This is a genomic window from archaeon CG10_big_fil_rev_8_21_14_0_10_43_11 (assembly GCA_002763265.1).
Taxonomy (GTDB): Archaea; Nanobdellota; Nanobdellia; order PEZQ01; family PEZQ01; genus PEZQ01.
Genome location: PEZQ01000003.1, coordinates 92672 through 108436 on the forward strand (window position 1 = coordinate 92672; position 15765 = coordinate 108436).

Genomic DNA, 15765 nt, shown 5'->3' on the forward strand with positions numbered 1-15765 from the left:
TTATTCTTCAATAAAGATGCCTAAAAGCTTTTGGAACAATCCTTTTTCTGGCAGGAAATCAACTCCAACAAGGCCTGAAGCAACTTTTTTGAAGTTTTGCGCAGCGCGAGAATTTGGCTTGTAATGCACGATGGGCACTTTTTTCATAACACTTGCGTTCACGCTTGTGTCAAAGGGTACCACACCAACAATTGGATAGTTGAGCATGTATTCCACATCTTTTATGGTAAGCGGCGCGCCTCTTTGATACATGTTTACGACAACGCCAAGAATGTGAACATTCAATTTCTCTGCAAGCTTGATAGTTTTAAGCGCGTCAGTTACTGCCGGTAAATCAGGTGTGGTTACGATAATAACGTCATCACACACTTTAAGCGCGTTAAGCGTTTCATGACCAATACTTGGCGCGGTATCAAGAATGATAAATTCATTATCTGCTTTAAGCTCATTAATTACTGCAGGAAGGTTTGTGCATTCAACAAACATGTCATCAACTGAGAGTGATGCAGGAACTACTTTCATTCCGGACGGGTGCACAACAATGGTCTCAGCAATAGGAACTTCCCCGCGAAGCGCGTTGTTGATGGTTAACGGGTGAAAATGCGCTCCTACGTGGAGGCTTAAGTTTGATGAAGAAACATTTGTGTCAACAACAACCGTCTCACGCTTGAAATTGTGTGCAAGCGTTGCACTTAAATTGACACTTGTTGTTGTTTTACCAACCCCACCCTTTCCTGAGATGATACCAATAACGCGACTCATAAACCCTCTAACCAAAAATCATGCTTTTGTGTTTTATAAGTATTCTTAACCTCAATGAGATAAAAATGGTTTTATAGTACGTGCGCGCTACATAGGTATTATGCGTGTGGGCATTATTGCATGGGAATACCCTCCAAAGCACAGCGGGGGGTTGGGTGTGCATCTTGAAGGTCTTATTTCTGAACTCAAACACTGTGCAGAACTGGTTGTGTTTATGCCTGCTCGAAACGCGCCTAAGACCATTGCTGGTGTTGAGTTAGTTACGTTTGAAAGTGATACTCACAACCATGATTTTATTGCAGATGTGAACCAAAAGATTGTTGATTACGTAAAAACCCATCCCCTTGACATTTTGCACGCGCAGGATTGGGTGAGCTATCACGCGGCTATTTCTGTTAAAAATTTGGGTTTGTGCCCTGTTGTGTGTTCAATTCACTCCACTATTCATGACCGTTCAGGCCGATTTGTGCGCGAAAAAAATCAACACAAAACATTGGAGAAAAAAGGGCTTGACGCTGCTGATGCGGTTATTACCGTAAGCGAATACACAAAAAAACAGCTTGTGCGCGATTTTAGCATTCCCGCACAAAAAATAACGGTTATTCCTAATGCCATACGTCTTGAGGATGTTTCAAAAACAACGAAGAAACGAAAAGACGTGCTTTTTCTTGGGCGTATTACTGAGCAGAAAGGACTTGAATACGTGCTCTACGCGCTTCGCAATTCACCGCACAAACTTATCGTGCTTGGTGATGGGCACTTAGCTGATGCAACACGCTCGTTTGCAAAACTCATTGGCGCGCACGCGGAATTTCGTGGGTTTGTTCGGGAAAAAAAAGTGATTTTTGATGCGCTCAAAAACGCGCGTGCGTTTGTGATGCCTTCAGTGAGCGAGCCGTTTGGCATTGTTGCGCTTGAAGCGTTTGCAGCCAAGTGCCCGGCAATTCTTTCAAAATATTCGGGTGTTTCTGATTTTTTGCAAGACAAGTTGCACGCTCTTATTATTGACCCGCACAAACCGCAAGAAATTATAGATGCGCTTGCATGTCTTGATGATGAACAGTTCGCTTCAAAACTGGCGCATAACGCGTACCACCTTCTTGAAGAAGGCACGTTCTCATGGGAGCGCGTTGCTAAAAAAACGTGTGATGTTTATGCTTCAATTCTTAATATTTGATATTGTTTATCTGCAAATACTTCAATCTCGTACACGCCCGCAACATCAGGTTCAAACGTGATAAAATGAGCGTTTCCCCGCCTGATTACACGCGACTGGGTGCGAAATGAGGCGTAACTGGAATATGAAGAATATGCTGAGTACGGGCCATATACCGAACCGTACACGCTTTCATAATTTGAATACGCATTTTTTGTTTCTGTTTCAATGTCTGGCAGAAAAATGGTGATGTGCTCGTCAGGATGTTTAATTACAATGCTTACTTGCTTTGCATGAAAGCAGGTGACTTCGATGAGTCCAAACTTTTTTGCAATCTCAACATCCATCTATCCTCCCTCTGCATGCCTCTCAGTTACTATAGTTACACGATTCAATTACATAAATAGTTATGCTTTAACAACGATTACCACCGCAAGTAGTAGCCGTGTTATTATTCTTTTGGAGCGTATAAAATAAATAGCTAATGCTTCTGCTAGGTAGCATCATGCCTGAAGAGTTTATTCGCCTGCAACACGGTTATGCGAAAAATGGTTTGTCTGATGAGGTTATTGCTCTTTTTCAAAATATCATTTATTCACATTATCGGGACAATAAACGTGATTTTTTGTGGCGAAAATCACACGACCCGTATCACGTGCTTGTTTCAGAATTCATGCTACAACAAACGCAAACGAGCAGGGTGGAACAAAAGTTTTCTGAGTTTATCACGCGCTTCCCGCACTTTAATGACCTTGCATCAGCATCATTCAAAGAGGTGCTTAGCGCGTGGCAGGGTCTTGGCTACAATCGGCGCGCGCTCATGCTTCACCATCTTGCAAAAAAAGTTGTGCATGACTACAAGGGCATACTTCCAAAAACAAAAGAAGCGCTCATAACGCTGCCCGGTATTGGCGAGTACACGGCTGGTGCAATTTGTGCGTTTGCGTATAATATGCCGGTTACTTTGATTGAGACAAATGTTCGCACCGTGTTTTTGCACTTCTTTTTTCGCAACAGCAGAGGAGTACGTGATGCAGAACTGCTTTTGTTAATTGAAAAAACCGCGGACCGTAATAATTCGCGCGAGTGGTATAATGCGCTTATGGATTATGGTGTCATGCTCAAGCAAAGCATGCCAAACCCGTCGCGCAGAAGCAAGCATCACGCCACGCAATCACGTTTTGAGGGTTCAGACCGTCAAGTGCGCGGAAAAATACTGCGCGAGCTCACACAACACGAATTATCTTTTGATGCGCTTGTAACACGTGTTGATGAACCTCAGGAGCGCATGAAAAAAATCCTCTCACAACTCGCATTTGAGTCACTGATTGTGCAAGAAAACGGTGTTTTTAGGATTGCGTAACCTAAACACTTAAAAGGAAGTCATAAGGTCTTGTTTTTAATTATGACCTCATCCGCAGAATTTCGTGAACTCATCAAGCACGCGCTTGCAGACGTGTGGAAACGCACGCCTATTCAGCCAGCGTATGTGATAAATGGCGAGTACGTGAGTTACTCTGATTTTATTGAGCGAGCGAGCGAAAAGGGTTTTGGTCTTGGCAATTCTGTTCTCATGCTTAACTGGGATTTAGATGAGTCAGAGAGTGATGAAAACGTGGTTGAAAACTTGGTTGAGGACGTTCAAGAAGGTCTTGCTGGTGAGGCAGCGTACGCAAATATTGAGGTGCGCGAAGAGCAGGATAGGCATGTTCTTACTATGGATGTGTATGGTTTTATCCCAAAACAGGTGAGCGTGTGCGGTAAGTATCTTCGCTTGACTAATGATTTGGATGATGTTTTGGACGTGTACGCGCCTTTTTATACGCCAAAAAAGGCAGTGACTCACACGTTTAGAAACAATACGCTTGAAGTCGTGCTCGAGTAAGTGCGTTAGCCGACGATTTTTTTGTACTCTTCGTGTATTTTAGTGTACGTTTCGGGATTGTCTGCAAAGGCTTGATAGAGTTCTGCCCATTGTTGTGCTCGGCTTATCATGGCGTGTGCAAAGTAGGTGAGCTGGTCTTTTGTCATTGTTTCAAGCGTTTCAAGCACATAGATGCCTAGTGAGTTGATGTTTCGACTCCTGCGCGCTTTTTCGCTTCCCATAGTGTGGTCTATCACGCTAAGCAGGGTTTCTACGGGTTCAAGGTCTATGATTTTTTCAAGACGTTTTCCGTTGATTTCTTTGCTTATGCTAATGCGGTTCATAGGGTAGTATCCTCGTGTTTGGGTTTATATCTGTTTGTTTTAAATATCTGCTTGTGTCATGTTGCTTTCGTTTTCAGGCGTAAGCGGGTCTTGTATCATCTTGTAGTGTGCAAGGTATGCGCGTATCGTGTTGTCTGCGGGTTCTTGTGGTTTATTGACATAAGCACGGGGAGCATTGCTGCAGTGTAGTGCAAGCTCTGTGTAGTAGTCCTTTTTGTTCTGGTATAGTCTGTTCATGACCGTTTTTGTTCCACAACCTTTTAAAAGCTTTTACTTATTAGTTTAGCAATATCCATTTGCGCCAACCAACTCACTTTTTGGGGTCGTGGCGTAACCTGGCAGCGTAGCAGGCTCCAGATGAAACATAACTGTTTAGTGCAGGTATGCTGATATCTCAAGATGATGAGCTTTTCTGGAGCAACGCAGCACAAGGGGATACCTGCTGGTCTGGGTTCAAATCCCAGCGACCCCACTCTTATTTTTGGAATCGCTCAAAACGGACACGAGTAATACAGAACGGATAGAATAGTTGAGTCGATAAAATTAATAAAGAGACAGGGTAACCCTATTATTAGAATATGATTAATTCTGTTTTTGACATAATACGCATGAGGCTAAGTGAGAACAAGGTACATTTTAGTGAACATGCTCTTAAGGGAATGGAGTTAAGAACGTTTACAAAAGAAAATATTTTACAGTATCTAGAAAAAAAGCCTGTTGACGTAGAAAAACAAAAAGACAAAGAATCTGGAAAATATAGACTATACTACACATACGAATTGTCTGAAGAAAAAGATTTAATAGTTGTTATGGGAAACAAAACAAATAGGTTAAATATAATCACAGTCTATATTCAAGATAGACGGAGAAGAAAAAATGGCTGAATTTAAGTGGAATGATGGAAAAATTGATTACGACTTTGAAAATGATTCTCTCTTAATCTACTCACCATCACATAGGGGAGAATATGCTAAATCCTATTCTATTGAAGATTTTATAATTGATGTTGATGACCAAAATCAGGTAATTAGTTACGAATTTCTCAACGCAGCAGAACTTTTTGGTGTTCCAAAAAGTGCATTAAATAAAGGTATTCATGTTAAGGGTAAATTCAACATAGAACGGCAAAAAAAGCGGATTAATATTGAGATACAGCTTGTTGTGAAATATAGAAATAAACAATTACAGTCAAATTATGTTAGAGATTTAGTAAGAGACGACCTCAAGAACATTAAATCTTCAAAAGCATCAATAAGTGCAAGTTAATCTCCTTTCTAAGGAAAAAGCCCTGACATTAGACCGTTGTAAAAAGGTAGAAAAGAAAAAAAAGGTAAAGGCTAGAAAGCGGTTCTTAACGATTACTCGTCTTTGTCTTCAAAGTCCGAGTCTTCGCTCTCCTCAGCGTCTTCTTCGATTTCTTCACTTTCTTCTTTCTTATCAAAACGCTTTGGCGCGCTCTCGCCTTTGTGCTTTTGGAAGCAATCCCGGCAATAGACGGGATACTTGTGTGAGCCGTCCTCATTCAAAACAGGTTTGAAAGGGACTTGACACTCTTTGCCACAATCATCACAGGTTGTGTCAAACATTTTTCGTGGACCAAAACTTCTTTGTCCAAATCCACGACCACCTCGTGAACCAAAGCTGCGATTGCCGCCTCGTTCACGATTATCTCTATAATTCATGTTATTTCACGTATATTTTTTTTTCGCCTCAAACAGTGCTCTTTTTTTTGAAAACAAAAAAGCGCGTTATAAGCTTTGAATAATCACGTGGTACACATCCTTTTTAAACCTATCTCCTCTGATTCCCTAAAATTTAAGAGGAAAAAACGCGCATGATTCAACGAAGATGAACGCACTTACAAAATTCAAACCACTTGTAGGAAGAGAGGTTATTTCTCGCATCCTTGAAAAAACAGATACCCTCAAAGACAAACACATCGTGCACGTGAACTCTTCATTTATTGGAGGCGGGGTTGCTGAACTTCTCAATAGTCTTATTCCACTTATGAACCAGATTGGCATCAAAACAGGATGGCGCGTGCTTCAGGGAATGCCTGAATTTTTTGGGGTTACCAAACAAATGCATAACGCGCTTCAAAGCGAACCAGTCACGTTCACCAAAGAACAAAAAAAGGTTTACTACCAGACAAACAAGAACTTCTCAGAATTCACGCACTTAGACCACGACCTTGTATTTGTCCACGACCCCCAACCCGCAGCACTTGTTGATTTTTACACACAACGAAAAAAATGGCTGTTTCGCTGCCACGTAGACCTCTCAAACCCGCACCCCCAAACATGGGCGTATCTTCGAACATTCATCAATAAATATGACCATGCCATAGTGTCTCACAGTTCGTATCTGCGAAAAGACATTATCCCTCCACAGAGCATAATCCACCCTGCAATTGACCCATTTACAAACAAAAACAAAGACATGACCGAAAGCGAAAGTGTGCACACACTCAAAAAATATGGTATTGAGAATGATAAACCAATTATTTCCCAAATTTCACGATTTGACAAATGGAAAGACCCGCTTGGCGTTATTAACGTGTTTGAACACGTGCGAGAAAAAACTGACTGCCAACTTGTCCTGCTTGGAAACCCTGCTATGGATGACCCGCAAGGAGTAGCACTCTTTGAAGACGTGCAAGAACAAGTACGCAGAGCAAAACATGCAAAAGATATTCACCTTATCATGCTCCAAGACAACCTCCTTGTTAATGCACTACAGCGTGCATCAGATGTAGTTTTGCAAAAATCAAAAAAAGAAGGATTTGGACTTGTTGTCTCAGAAGCTCTCTACAAAAAAACACCGGTTGTTGCTTCAAACGTGGGCGGTATTCCTCTTCAACTCATAAGCGGAGCAAACGGGTATTTGATTGAACCCTCTGACGACCGCAGTTTTGCAAAACACACTATTAAACTTCTCAAAGACGAAAAACTTCGCGCGCGCATGGGCGAACATGGAAAAGACCACGTAACAAAGAACTTCCTTATCACACGCCTGCTCTTAGACTGGCTTGATGCCTTCTGCACCCAGTTAAACTAAAACATTAAGTACCCAAAACACCCTAAACGGGAGGGGTATGGCACGCATTAATGTCACTATTGCTGACAAAGACAGTCTAAATGAGTTATACACCAATCTGGGCTCAAGCTATAGTAAGCACAAACTTATCTACACTGACAGTCTGAGCCTTCGTGATTTTGACTTATCATCAAAACAAGCAAGCTATACCATTTCTTCATGGCGCAACGCGTTTTTTGACTGGAAACAAAACGAATCACGAAGCCCAAGCAATCCTACTCAGATTCGTGTACCAAAACACACGCGCCTCTACTTTCTTGCACCTCACTACTACCAAAAACATCGAAAAGATAAAGAAAACTACCTAAACACAAATGGCGTGTTCTTCATTGACCTCACACAGGTAAGCGTGCTCACCCTTGATGAAATCACTGACACTGACGCGCAGGCAAATGGTTTTGAAGACACCCGGGAATTGCAAGGTATTATGATAACGCTTGCAAAAAAACCCACACCCGACACCCTCTACACATTATTCTGGCACGACCCGCACGCCTCAAAAAACGCATTTGAACAAGCACAAAAGCAAAGCGTGAATCTCGAAACATGCGTGCACCAAGAACATTTCTAAAACTAGTTTTTAGCAATCACATAACGTGTATAGTATGGTGCGCTCTGCTGAAACGTACTCTTAGAGCACTGCTCACAAGACCTGCCGATTCCTGCAGCAAACCACCAAGGACAGGTCAGGCGTTCAACACTCCAAGAACACTCTATTCCTACCCGTTTTGTTTAAAGAAATGAACTAAGAGCTTCTCCACACCCTTGTGAATGTTTTGCTTTTGGAATAATCGGGTTAAATGTTTCAATCTCTTTTTGCACGTTCTTATCTGTTCCTACAAATATGAGCGTACCCTCATGTTTTCCTACAAGTCTAAATGCTGACACATCATTTTTAGAATCACCTGCGTACACCACGTCGCGCAGTTTCCACGAGGCGTCTTTACAGTACTGAGTGATTGCTTTTGCTTTTGAAACCTGTTTTGGAATAACTGCAATACCTGATGAGGAGTAGAGCACGCTCACTTCCTGTTGCTCCTCAAGCGCGCGCTTTACACGCAAAAATGTGCGTGCAATAAGCGCAGGGTCATGGTTTGGAAATGCTTTTGGCATAATCATAAACACGTTTTTTCTCTCAGGCACGTGACGAAAGTCCTCAAACACGCCCTGCTTTGCAATTGTTTTTCGCACCTTTTTTTTAGCTACTTCATCAAGTCTGCCAAGCACGATTTTTTGTTTCTTACCCGTAAACAGGTACAGCTCACACCCATTCTCTGAAATAACTGGCCCGTTCAACCCAAATACCTGACGAATCGTAAGCGCGCTTTCTGCTTCTCTTCCAGTTACAAGACCAATAGTGTGGCCTTTTTCTTTTAATTTTGAGAGAACGTGCATTAATTTAGCATTATGGCCGTTACCATCTGTGTCAAGAAGCGTGCCATCAATATCAATTAAGAACAAACGTGCCATAGTAGTATTGTACGTGTATTGGTAGTATTATAGTTTGACGGTTCGCTTCAAGTTTTTCTTGATAGGACCAAAATCAGAAAAGGAAACAAACACGAGCACGTCCTCACCATTGAGCTCACGCAGTTTGTTTGCCATTACCGTGTTTGCTAATGCGCGAACACCGCTTAAAAATCTGTTTTCAGTCATGCCAAGCACATGCGTGCCAACACGTCCGCGAAATGATTTTTGCGTCCACTCTGGATGAGCAACCCGCTTGTCATATGCGCTAACGCGCTTAACAAAGCGGTCAAGAACGCGGTAGACGCGACCTTTTTTTTCAGACTCTTTTGAGAGCACGCGAACACGCTGCTCGTTTCGCAATCCATAAAACACGAGTTCGATATCATTGTCACGGCAATATTTGACAATATCCACAAAGTGTTTTGCGCTCATGCGAATGCGCGAGTCAGATGCGTGAAGACCTGCATGAAATTCACTAATCGAATGCAAAGGCAGAGCAACTTTCTCAGGACTTCTCAGCTTCACACTTTCAAGCAAATATGCTTTGTACACATCATTCTCGTGATACCCAATAATCTTCATTACTCCCTTTAAAAACCAAAATGCAGTGCAGGATTATAAATATATATGAAATAAAAAAAAGAAAGTAAGCACAGAGTTCTTAACTCGCGTATCGTGCTTACAAGTTCTTTATGGAATCAAGAATGAATTTCTTCATTTCATTTGAAGCCTCAAAACCAAGACTTCTTCGATATCTCTTGTTTCCCGCGTTATCTGTAAAACCCTTTGAGAACGTGATGATAGTGTTACCATCCGTTGTTTCTTTCAAAGCGATTTCAAGAAAGTTTCGTGTCCCATACTTTTGTTCAAATTTCTTCAAAGTTTTGAAACTAATCTCACTTGCCTGTTTCTCTTCATTGTTTTCCATGTCAAGCCACCTACGGCCTCAATAGTTGGTTACTAAAAAAACACGAATAATGCTTAAAAAGATTGCCTTAGCAAAAACAATCACAAAAGCCTTTTAACACCTGACTGTTGTAAACTATAGTATGGGGAGCGTGCTTCGAACTGACTATTTTGGTAACTTTGTTCTTATCGCGACCAACCGGAAATTTCGACCAAAACAGTTTGTACGAGAAGACAAACACACATCCGGAAAAACGGTTTTTGCACCAGGAAATGAGCATTTAACCCCTCCTGAAACTGACCGCGAAGAAAAAGCAGGAAAATGGATTATGCGAAGCGTTCCAAACAAATACTCCTTTGTACCAGACGGGCAAACACACGAAGTCATTATTGAAACGCCAAAACAAAACCAGCGATTCTCACAATTCACACCCTCCCACGCGCATGCTGTATTTGCGTTCTATCAAAAACGAATCAAAGCAGTGACAAAACATAATCACGCCTATTTGTTCAAAAACGCGGGCTCTTATGCAGGAGCATCAATACCCCACGAGCACTCACAACTCGTCACACTTGCGCGCCTGCCAAAGGAATTACGCGAACGAAAACGCGTGCTTGATTTTAAAAAAATTAAACAAACAGAAAAAGAATATAGTATCAAAGAAGATGACACCACATTTGCGTATTGTCCGCGCGCCTCCCGCTTCCCGCTTGAAGCATGGATTGTGTGCAAGCGAGAAAAAAGCGCGCTTGCAAACCTTTCTTCTCGCGAGATGCATTCAATTGCAACATGTGCGTTATTAGTCACAAAAAAATTGGACAAAAAACTTAATAAGCCATCACTTAACTTTTTCCACTATGACTGCGCACCAAATTATCACATTCAAATCATTCCTCGCATCACCACTCTTGCAGGAATGGAATTAGGCGCCCGCACGTACATTAATGAAATTGCGCCCGAACAAGCAGTGAGGTTTTATGCAACATGAAGTTTGACTATCTTTTTGAAATCTCAAGTGAAGCTGGACGAAAAGTAGGAGGCATTTACACAGTCCTTCAAAGCAAGAGCACGGAACTCGTTTCGCAACTAGGCAGGAACTACCTTCTGTTTGGCATGTATGACGAGCGCGCAGCAAAAACAGAATTCTCGCCTGACGACCCGCCCGCAGATATTGCAGACGCGTTTGAACAGCTCAAAAACGAGTTTAAGATCCACTGTTCATGGGGTCACTGGTCAAAAGGAAGTAACGCACGCATCGTACTTGTTGAGCCCTGGGAATTTGGCGAAGAAGAGGTGACTATTAATGAAGAAGGAACAAAGCAAAAACGAGTTGCAAGCATTAAAGAATACCTGTGGAATGATTATAAAATTGACTCCTTAAGCATGGGCGCGGACTTTGACACGAACGTGATATGGTCATACGCAACGGGCATTGTTATTAAAAAATTATTAGAACTGCCCCGCTTTCAAAACAAACGCGTTGTTGCACAATTCCATGAATGGATATCGGGCGCAGGATTGTTATACCTTAAATCAAATAACGTGAACGCAGGACTTGTCTTTACCACCCACGCTACTAGCCTTGGACGAGCACTTGCATCGTCAGGCAGAGACCTTGTTTCAGAAGCAGACGCTGCGCTCAAAGAAAACAAGCAAATAGACCAGGGAGAAGCGTACAAGCTCAAGCTTGAAGGACAACACCTGCTTGAAAAAGTAAGCGCAGAACAAGCCCACATATTTACAACCGTAAGCGAAATAACTGCAGTAGAAACGCGCTACGTGCTTGGAAAATCACCAGACCTTATCACGCCAAACGCGCTTAACTTTCGAGGATACGAACCAACATCCATGCTTCTTAAAAAATCCTTTGTAAACCGTGAAAAAATCAAGAAATTCCTGCGCGCCCACTTCCTTCCCTACTACCCGATAAAAACGCATAACTGTCCATTTATTTATATTTCAGGACGCTACGAGGTGAGGGATAAAGGTATTGACACATTCATTGACATGCTTGCACGGCTTAATGAAGAGCTTAAACGAACAAACTATGACCGAAACGTGTTTGCCTTTATTTTTGTTCCTTCAAACGTGCGCGAGCCAAACACTGAACTCTCAAACAACCTGCAGGTTATTGAAGAAGTTGAAGAAGTGCTTGATGACGCGCTTGCCATTCACAAAGATGATTTTACCCAAGACGTCGTAACAAACCAGCAACCAACCTGCACGCTCACAACCATTGTGGGGCGAACAAAAGACTTGCTTCGCAGTCTTGAAAAAAATTGGGACACCCCGCCACTCTCAGTGTTCCAGCTCAACTACGCAAATGACCAAATCATAACCATGCTCCTGCAAAAAGAATTGTTCAATCGCAAGGAAGACAAAGTAAAGGTAATATTCTACCCCACGTACATTCGTGAAACAGACGGCGTACTCAACATGCCCTACTACGAGGTTATTAATGGTATGGATATCGGGGTTTTCCCCTCACGCTACGAACCCTGGGGGCTTACGCCTATTGAAGCAGGAACGTTTCTTAACGTGTCTTTTACCACAGACCACGCGGGATATGGTAGATTCATCCAGAAAAATGCTGACAGAAACCCAGGCATACGCGTGATACCCATGATAAACCGCACGTATCAGGAAATTGTGCACACCCTTGAAAACGAGATAGAGCTCCTTGTCAACATGCCACGAGACAGCCTGCGCCACAATAAAATAGAAGCACGGCGCGTTGCAGAACTCTCTGACTGGAAAGCCCAGATAAAACACTATTTTGACGCATATGAACAAGCAATTGCAAAATTACAAAAACCAGTTTAGAGGCTATGACATTCGCGGTGTCTACCCGACTGGCGTTAATGAAGAACTTGCCCGCCTTATTGGCCACATCTTCTCACGCGTAGGAAAACGCGTCGTGGTAGGTCATGATGTGCGCGAAGGCTCAAAACGCATAGCTGACGCATTTTCGCACGCGGCAGTCCGTTCAGGATGCCGCGTTACTACTATTGGTGAAGTGCCAAACCCGGTTTGCATGTATTATGCACTGCATCATAACATGCATGGTGTTTACATCACTGCTTCGCACAATCCAAAAGCGTATAATGGCATAAAAATTATCACACCCCAAGGCGTTACTGACACTCATGCGCTTGCTCTTCTTGAAAAACACTTAGGAGAACAAAAAATGGGCAGTGGCAGTCTCAAAAAAGATGTGCACGCAATTGAAGAATATCTGCGTTTCGTGCTCAAACAATTCGAGTACCTGCCCGTTAAAGTTGCAGTTGACTGCATGCACGGCATGGCCGGCACTATTATTGAACACTTTGCAAAACGAAGCGGCATGCGCATCACCCTTCTCAATCAGGAGCCTCGCGCAGATTTTGGCGGAAAAACGCCAGAACCAACGCCTGAAAGCGTGCATGACCTTGCTAAAACCGTTGTTGAAGAACACTGCGATTTTGGCGTTGCATTTGATGGAGATGTTGACCGCGCCCTGTTTGTTGACAACAGAGGTAAACCAATTCGCGGCGACCGCATGGGCGTTATTCTTGCAAAGAAATTGTTCAGACAAAACCGGGTTGCAGCAACTATTAACTGTTCAAATGCGATTAAATCCCTTAAAAAAGTAACCATCACGCCTATTGGCAGACCGCACCTTGAACGGCTTATTGCTCAAAAAAAAGCACGGTTTGCATTTGAACTCTCTTCGCACTTCTATTTTGCCACGCACTACCCCTTTTCTGACGGGTTTCTTGCCATGCTCTACACCGCAAAACTCGCACAAAAAACAACACTCTCAAAAGAACGCCTCAAACTCCCTCTTTACTATGACCTGCACGAGACATACCGCTACGCATCATATGAGGAGATGCAGGACGCGTTTGAAGAATTGCGCGCGCAGTACCAGAAAAAATACGCGCGCACTAACACTCTTGATGGCATCAGGGTTGACACAAAAACATCATGGATACTTCTTCGACCATCAAACACTGAGCCGGTGATTCGTCTCACTATTGAAGCAAAAACCTACGCGCGCGCGCAACGTTTACTTCATGCTTTTAATGAGATTAGAAAAAAACTTCAATAACGTTCTCATCGCGCGGCGTAAAGCGCTCGCCATCAAGCGTAACTCCATTTGCAACAATGCGTGTTGCATTAATGCCGCGAAGGTCAAGAACTATATCAAAATCAGGCTGCTTGCTAAAGGCTAACTCCATAACAACACGATTTGCATGACCTTCAAGACGCACATCCATAAATGTGTCATGCAACAATTTATCATGCCGTTTGAGTACGCCTTTTACCATTGCCGGTGAAAGCGTGACCACTTTTTTTGCCAAGTTAGGCTTGATGCCAAACATGAACTCATCAATTGCACGAATAATCAATGCAGAACTCCACAGCTGCAGCGAACACCCTGATGGTTTTTGAGGTTCTCCACTGTAGGTTTCAGAAATGCATCCAATTGCTGCAGTAGACAAGTCCTTGTGAATGCGTCTAAGCATGCTCACAGCATCGCTTACGCGCGACTGTGAGAGAAGAGCGCACACAAGCCAGGCATTAGTCAAACCCCACGCGCTTCCCTGATGATACGCATCAGCAAAAAATCCCTCCTCTTTTTGTGAGAGCGAACGAACACCCCACTCGCCGAGCATGTCTGATTCAAGCATGCGCGAGAGCACCTTGTTTGCGCGGGTTGGCTCAACAAGCCCTAACATAATAGGCACGAGCTGATTTGGTGTTAAACTCGCATTCTCGCTGGTATCTTTAAAATAGCCTTTATCTGCAAGCCAGTACGATTCAATCACGCCAAGCGCTGTTTTTGCGCGCTCATTAAAAAAGTGTGAAAGCTCAGACGAGCCAAGAATGTCATGCAATTCACCCAAGCTTCGCGCTGCACTCACGTAGAGCGCCTGCACTTCAATTGCTTTAGTCCTGCCAAGCGTGTCCATCCACGTTGTGTTCTTTGTGTTAAATGGACGTAAAAACCCCTTTTCATCAAGCGATTCAAACCAGCGAGAAATATGCGCAAGCGCGTTGCTGTGTTCTTTTAGAAACGTAACATCACCGGTGTGTTTTACATACTCTCCTACTGCAAGCACGAGCAAAGGAGTTGCATCAAGACTGTTATAATCCCGTTCACCCGAAAGATATTCCACATTCGGCACGGTTCCGGCAGGAACCTCTGCATTTCCTTTTGCAAGCACGCTCAAATAGTGTTTGAGAATGCGTTTGACAAAATCAAACGCGCCAACATGCAAAAACGCGTTCAAACTCCAAAGCGTATCACGACCCCAATATTGTGAAAACCACGGCAACCCCGCAAACAGGTGAGAATCATGTTTGAGCAGTTCAAGATTAATAGTGCTCCACGCAACAAGTTCTTCGATTTCTGGCGTGATAACTACTTCAAATGAGTCAGAAACATGTTTGAAATGGCGTGAAACTTCCTGAAAACGCTTTTCATAATAATCCCGCAAATCAATAAAACTAACTAACATGTCTTTGAGACCTCGTGTTGTTGCTCCAAAAAAGAAGGGCACTTTCACGCGCTCACCTGCTTTTATGGGCACGTTTACCACATAGTCGCCAGGCATAAACGTTCGCTGTTTGTCTTTGCCGTCAACATACTCGTTAAACACGCCCTGATTTGAAAATGAGACGGTAAAACCTTTTTTCGAACCAAACAACGCGTACCGTTCATTTGAGCTTTTTACACTCACATATTCACCATGCTTTTCAAAAAGCGTTTTATACTCCGTATTGTGCCAGTTTATTTCACGCGCGCGGTGATTAACATGCGCACGCAATACCACTTGCACGTGTATGTCCTTGTTTGAATCATTTTTCAATGAGAGAACTGATACAAGAGCCGGCACTTTTTGCGGAATAAAACAAATCTCTTCAACGTGCAGGCCGCTTATGCCATATGCATGCACTGATTTTGAACCATGATACGAAAAATTAGTTGCGTGCTCAAGCAAGTCAATAGTTTTGCCGTCCACGCGAATCTCATATGAAAATGAATCAAAAACTTTATAGTCACCAACCCACAGGCCATGCCACTTGTTCTCAAATTTCGCGTTTGCCCCGCGATGAAAAAACACGTGCCTGTTTGCAAGAAAATATGTTTCGTCTTTTGGGCGCACGCTCAGTTTCATAA

At 43.0% G+C, this 15765-nt stretch carries 19 protein-coding genes and 1 tRNA gene; 11 read left to right on the forward strand and 9 right to left on the reverse strand.

Features of this window, described 5'->3' with window-relative positions:
* Complete coding sequence (locus COT72_01465; protein PIO00356.1) at window positions 1-762, reverse strand: hypothetical protein; 762 nt, start codon at window positions 760-762, stop codon at window positions 1-3.
* A gap of 100 nt (window positions 763-862) precedes the next feature.
* Here COT72_01465 and COT72_01470 point away from each other — a divergent pair, with 100 nt between their 5' ends.
* Window positions 863-1939, forward strand: coding sequence for a hypothetical protein (locus COT72_01470; protein ID PIO00357.1), 1077 nt, complete (start codon window positions 863-865; stop codon window positions 1937-1939).
* Here COT72_01470 and COT72_01475 read toward each other — a convergent pair.
* A complete protein-coding gene (locus tag COT72_01475) occupies window positions 1915-2265 on the reverse strand; it encodes a hypothetical protein (protein ID PIO00358.1) in 351 nt (116 codons plus the stop codon). The genes COT72_01470 and COT72_01475 overlap by 25 nt on opposite strands.
* A gap of 137 nt (window positions 2266-2402) precedes the next feature.
* Here COT72_01475 and COT72_01480 point away from each other — a divergent pair, with 137 nt between their 5' ends.
* Both COT72_01480 and COT72_01485 read left to right on the forward strand, forming a co-directional pair.
* The gene (locus COT72_01480; GenBank protein ID PIO00359.1) at window positions 2403-3281 is read left to right on the forward strand and encodes an endonuclease III; all 879 of its coding nucleotides are present in this window, start codon (window positions 2403-2405) and stop codon (window positions 3279-3281) included.
* A 42-nt stretch (window positions 3282-3323) separates the two neighbouring features.
* Window positions 3324-3803, forward strand: coding sequence for a hypothetical protein (locus COT72_01485; GenBank protein ID PIO00360.1), 480 nt, complete (start codon window positions 3324-3326; stop codon window positions 3801-3803).
* Window positions 3804-3808: 5 nt separating this feature from the next.
* Here the strand turns inward: COT72_01485 and COT72_01490 are convergent, their stop codons facing one another.
* Window positions 3809-4126: a hypothetical protein gene (locus COT72_01490; GenBank protein PIO00361.1), complete on the reverse strand. Its 318-nt coding sequence runs from the start codon at window positions 4124-4126 to the stop codon at window positions 3809-3811.
* 39 nt (window positions 4127-4165) lie between these two features.
* Entirely contained in the window at window positions 4166-4363 is a 198-nt protein-coding gene (locus tag COT72_01495) for a hypothetical protein (protein ID PIO00362.1), read from the reverse strand.
* Between the two features lie 82 nt (window positions 4364-4445).
* Here COT72_01495 and COT72_01500 point away from each other — a divergent pair.
* The 3 genes from COT72_01500 to COT72_01510 all read left to right on the forward strand — a co-directional run bounded on the left by COT72_01500 (window position 4446) and on the right by COT72_01510 (window position 5392).
* A tRNA-Trp gene (locus COT72_01500) sits at window positions 4446-4598 on the forward strand.
* A 106-nt stretch (window positions 4599-4704) separates the two neighbouring features.
* On the forward strand, window positions 4705-5010 hold the full coding sequence (locus tag COT72_01505) for a hypothetical protein (GenBank protein PIO00363.1): 306 nt from the start codon (window positions 4705-4707) through the stop codon (window positions 5008-5010).
* Window positions 5003-5392 (forward strand): hypothetical protein, encoded by a 390-nt coding sequence (locus COT72_01510; GenBank protein ID PIO00364.1) that lies wholly within the window; start codon window positions 5003-5005, stop codon window positions 5390-5392. The genes COT72_01505 and COT72_01510 overlap by 8 nt, the downstream gene beginning before the upstream one ends.
* 92 nt (window positions 5393-5484) lie before the next feature.
* On the opposite strand, the gene COT72_01515 is transcribed toward COT72_01510, so the two are convergent.
* Window positions 5485-5808 carry a hypothetical protein gene (locus COT72_01515; protein PIO00365.1) on the reverse strand — a complete coding sequence of 108 codons (324 nt, stop codon included), beginning with the start codon at window positions 5806-5808 and terminating at the stop codon, window positions 5485-5487.
* A gap of 166 nt (window positions 5809-5974) precedes the next feature.
* Here COT72_01515 and COT72_01520 point away from each other — a divergent pair, with 166 nt between their 5' ends.
* Both COT72_01520 and COT72_01525 read left to right on the forward strand, forming a co-directional pair.
* Complete coding sequence (locus COT72_01520; protein PIO00366.1) at window positions 5975-7183, forward strand: glycosyl transferase family 1; 1209 nt, start codon at window positions 5975-5977, stop codon at window positions 7181-7183.
* A gap of 37 nt (window positions 7184-7220) precedes the next feature.
* Complete coding sequence (locus COT72_01525) at window positions 7221-7793, forward strand: hypothetical protein (protein PIO00367.1); 573 nt, start codon at window positions 7221-7223, stop codon at window positions 7791-7793.
* 161 nt (window positions 7794-7954) lie between these two features.
* Here COT72_01525 and COT72_01530 read toward each other — a convergent pair whose 3' ends face one another.
* The 3 genes from COT72_01530 to COT72_01540 form a co-directional block, all read right to left on the reverse strand.
* On the reverse strand, window positions 7955-8692 hold the full coding sequence (locus tag COT72_01530) for a hypothetical protein (protein ID PIO00368.1): 738 nt from the start codon (window positions 8690-8692) through the stop codon (window positions 7955-7957).
* 27 nt (window positions 8693-8719) lie between these two features.
* Entirely contained in the window at window positions 8720-9274 is a 555-nt protein-coding gene (locus tag COT72_01535) for a hypothetical protein (GenBank protein ID PIO00369.1), read from the reverse strand.
* Window positions 9275-9371: 97 nt separating this feature from the next.
* Window positions 9372-9620, reverse strand: coding sequence for a hypothetical protein (locus COT72_01540; protein PIO00370.1), 249 nt, complete (start codon window positions 9618-9620; stop codon window positions 9372-9374).
* A gap of 121 nt (window positions 9621-9741) precedes the next feature.
* On the opposite strand from COT72_01540, the gene COT72_01545 reads away from it, so the two are divergent.
* From COT72_01545 to COT72_01555, 3 genes are read left to right on the forward strand one after another with little or no spacing between them, the layout of a single operon-like run.
* The gene (locus COT72_01545) at window positions 9742-10587 is read left to right on the forward strand and encodes a hypothetical protein (protein ID PIO00371.1); all 846 of its coding nucleotides are present in this window, start codon (window positions 9742-9744) and stop codon (window positions 10585-10587) included.
* Window positions 10584-12422, forward strand: a complete 1839-nt coding sequence (locus COT72_01550) for a hypothetical protein (GenBank protein PIO00372.1) — start codon at window positions 10584-10586, stop codon at window positions 12420-12422. Before COT72_01545 ends, COT72_01550 begins: the two co-directional genes overlap by 4 nt.
* Complete coding sequence (locus COT72_01555) at window positions 12385-13689, forward strand: hypothetical protein (GenBank protein PIO00373.1); 1305 nt, start codon at window positions 12385-12387, stop codon at window positions 13687-13689. Before COT72_01550 ends, COT72_01555 begins: the two co-directional genes overlap by 38 nt.
* Here COT72_01555 and COT72_01560 read toward each other — a convergent pair.
* Window positions 13670-15763, reverse strand: coding sequence for a hypothetical protein (locus COT72_01560; protein ID PIO00374.1), 2094 nt, complete (start codon window positions 15761-15763; stop codon window positions 13670-13672). The two genes, COT72_01555 and COT72_01560, sit on opposite strands and share 20 nt — an antisense overlap.
* Window positions 15764-15765: the final 2 nt, after the last annotated feature.

Excerpts from the sequence above, each read along its gene's own strand:
- COT72_01465 (PIO00356.1), bottom strand. The coding sequence starts at position 762 with ATGAGTCGCGTTATTGGTATCATCTCAGGAAAGGGTGGGGTTGGTAAA.
- COT72_01470 (PIO00357.1), top strand. The coding sequence starts at position 863 with ATGCGTGTGGGCATTATTGCATGGGAATACCCTCCAAAGCACAGCGGG.
- COT72_01475 (PIO00358.1), bottom strand. The coding sequence starts at position 2,265 with ATGGATGTTGAGATTGCAAAAAAGTTTGGACTCATCGAAGTCACCTGC.
- COT72_01480 (PIO00359.1), top strand. The coding sequence starts at position 2,403 with ATGCTTCTGCTAGGTAGCATCATGCCTGAAGAGTTTATTCGCCTGCAA.
- COT72_01485 (PIO00360.1), top strand. The coding sequence starts at position 3,324 with ATGACCTCATCCGCAGAATTTCGTGAACTCATCAAGCACGCGCTTGCA.
- COT72_01490 (PIO00361.1), bottom strand. The coding sequence starts at position 4,126 with ATGAACCGCATTAGCATAAGCAAAGAAATCAACGGAAAACGTCTTGAA.
- COT72_01495 (PIO00362.1), bottom strand. The coding sequence starts at position 4,363 with ATGAACAGACTATACCAGAACAAAAAGGACTACTACACAGAGCTTGCA.
- COT72_01505 (PIO00363.1), top strand. The coding sequence starts at position 4,705 with ATGATTAATTCTGTTTTTGACATAATACGCATGAGGCTAAGTGAGAAC.
- COT72_01510 (PIO00364.1), top strand. The coding sequence starts at position 5,003 with ATGGCTGAATTTAAGTGGAATGATGGAAAAATTGATTACGACTTTGAA.
- COT72_01515 (PIO00365.1), bottom strand. The coding sequence starts at position 5,808 with ATGAATTATAGAGATAATCGTGAACGAGGCGGCAATCGCAGCTTTGGT.
- COT72_01520 (PIO00366.1), top strand. The coding sequence starts at position 5,975 with ATGAACGCACTTACAAAATTCAAACCACTTGTAGGAAGAGAGGTTATT.
- COT72_01525 (PIO00367.1), top strand. The coding sequence starts at position 7,221 with ATGGCACGCATTAATGTCACTATTGCTGACAAAGACAGTCTAAATGAG.
- COT72_01530 (PIO00368.1), bottom strand. The coding sequence starts at position 8,692 with ATGGCACGTTTGTTCTTAATTGATATTGATGGCACGCTTCTTGACACA.
- COT72_01535 (PIO00369.1), bottom strand. The coding sequence starts at position 9,274 with ATGAAGATTATTGGGTATCACGAGAATGATGTGTACAAAGCATATTTG.
- COT72_01540 (PIO00370.1), bottom strand. The coding sequence starts at position 9,620 with ATGGAAAACAATGAAGAGAAACAGGCAAGTGAGATTAGTTTCAAAACT.
- COT72_01545 (PIO00371.1), top strand. The coding sequence starts at position 9,742 with ATGGGGAGCGTGCTTCGAACTGACTATTTTGGTAACTTTGTTCTTATC.
- COT72_01550 (PIO00372.1), top strand. The coding sequence starts at position 10,584 with ATGAAGTTTGACTATCTTTTTGAAATCTCAAGTGAAGCTGGACGAAAA.
- COT72_01555 (PIO00373.1), top strand. The coding sequence starts at position 12,385 with ATGAACAAGCAATTGCAAAATTACAAAAACCAGTTTAGAGGCTATGAC.
- COT72_01560 (PIO00374.1), bottom strand. The coding sequence starts at position 15,763 with ATGAAACTGAGCGTGCGCCCAAAAGACGAAACATATTTTCTTGCAAAC.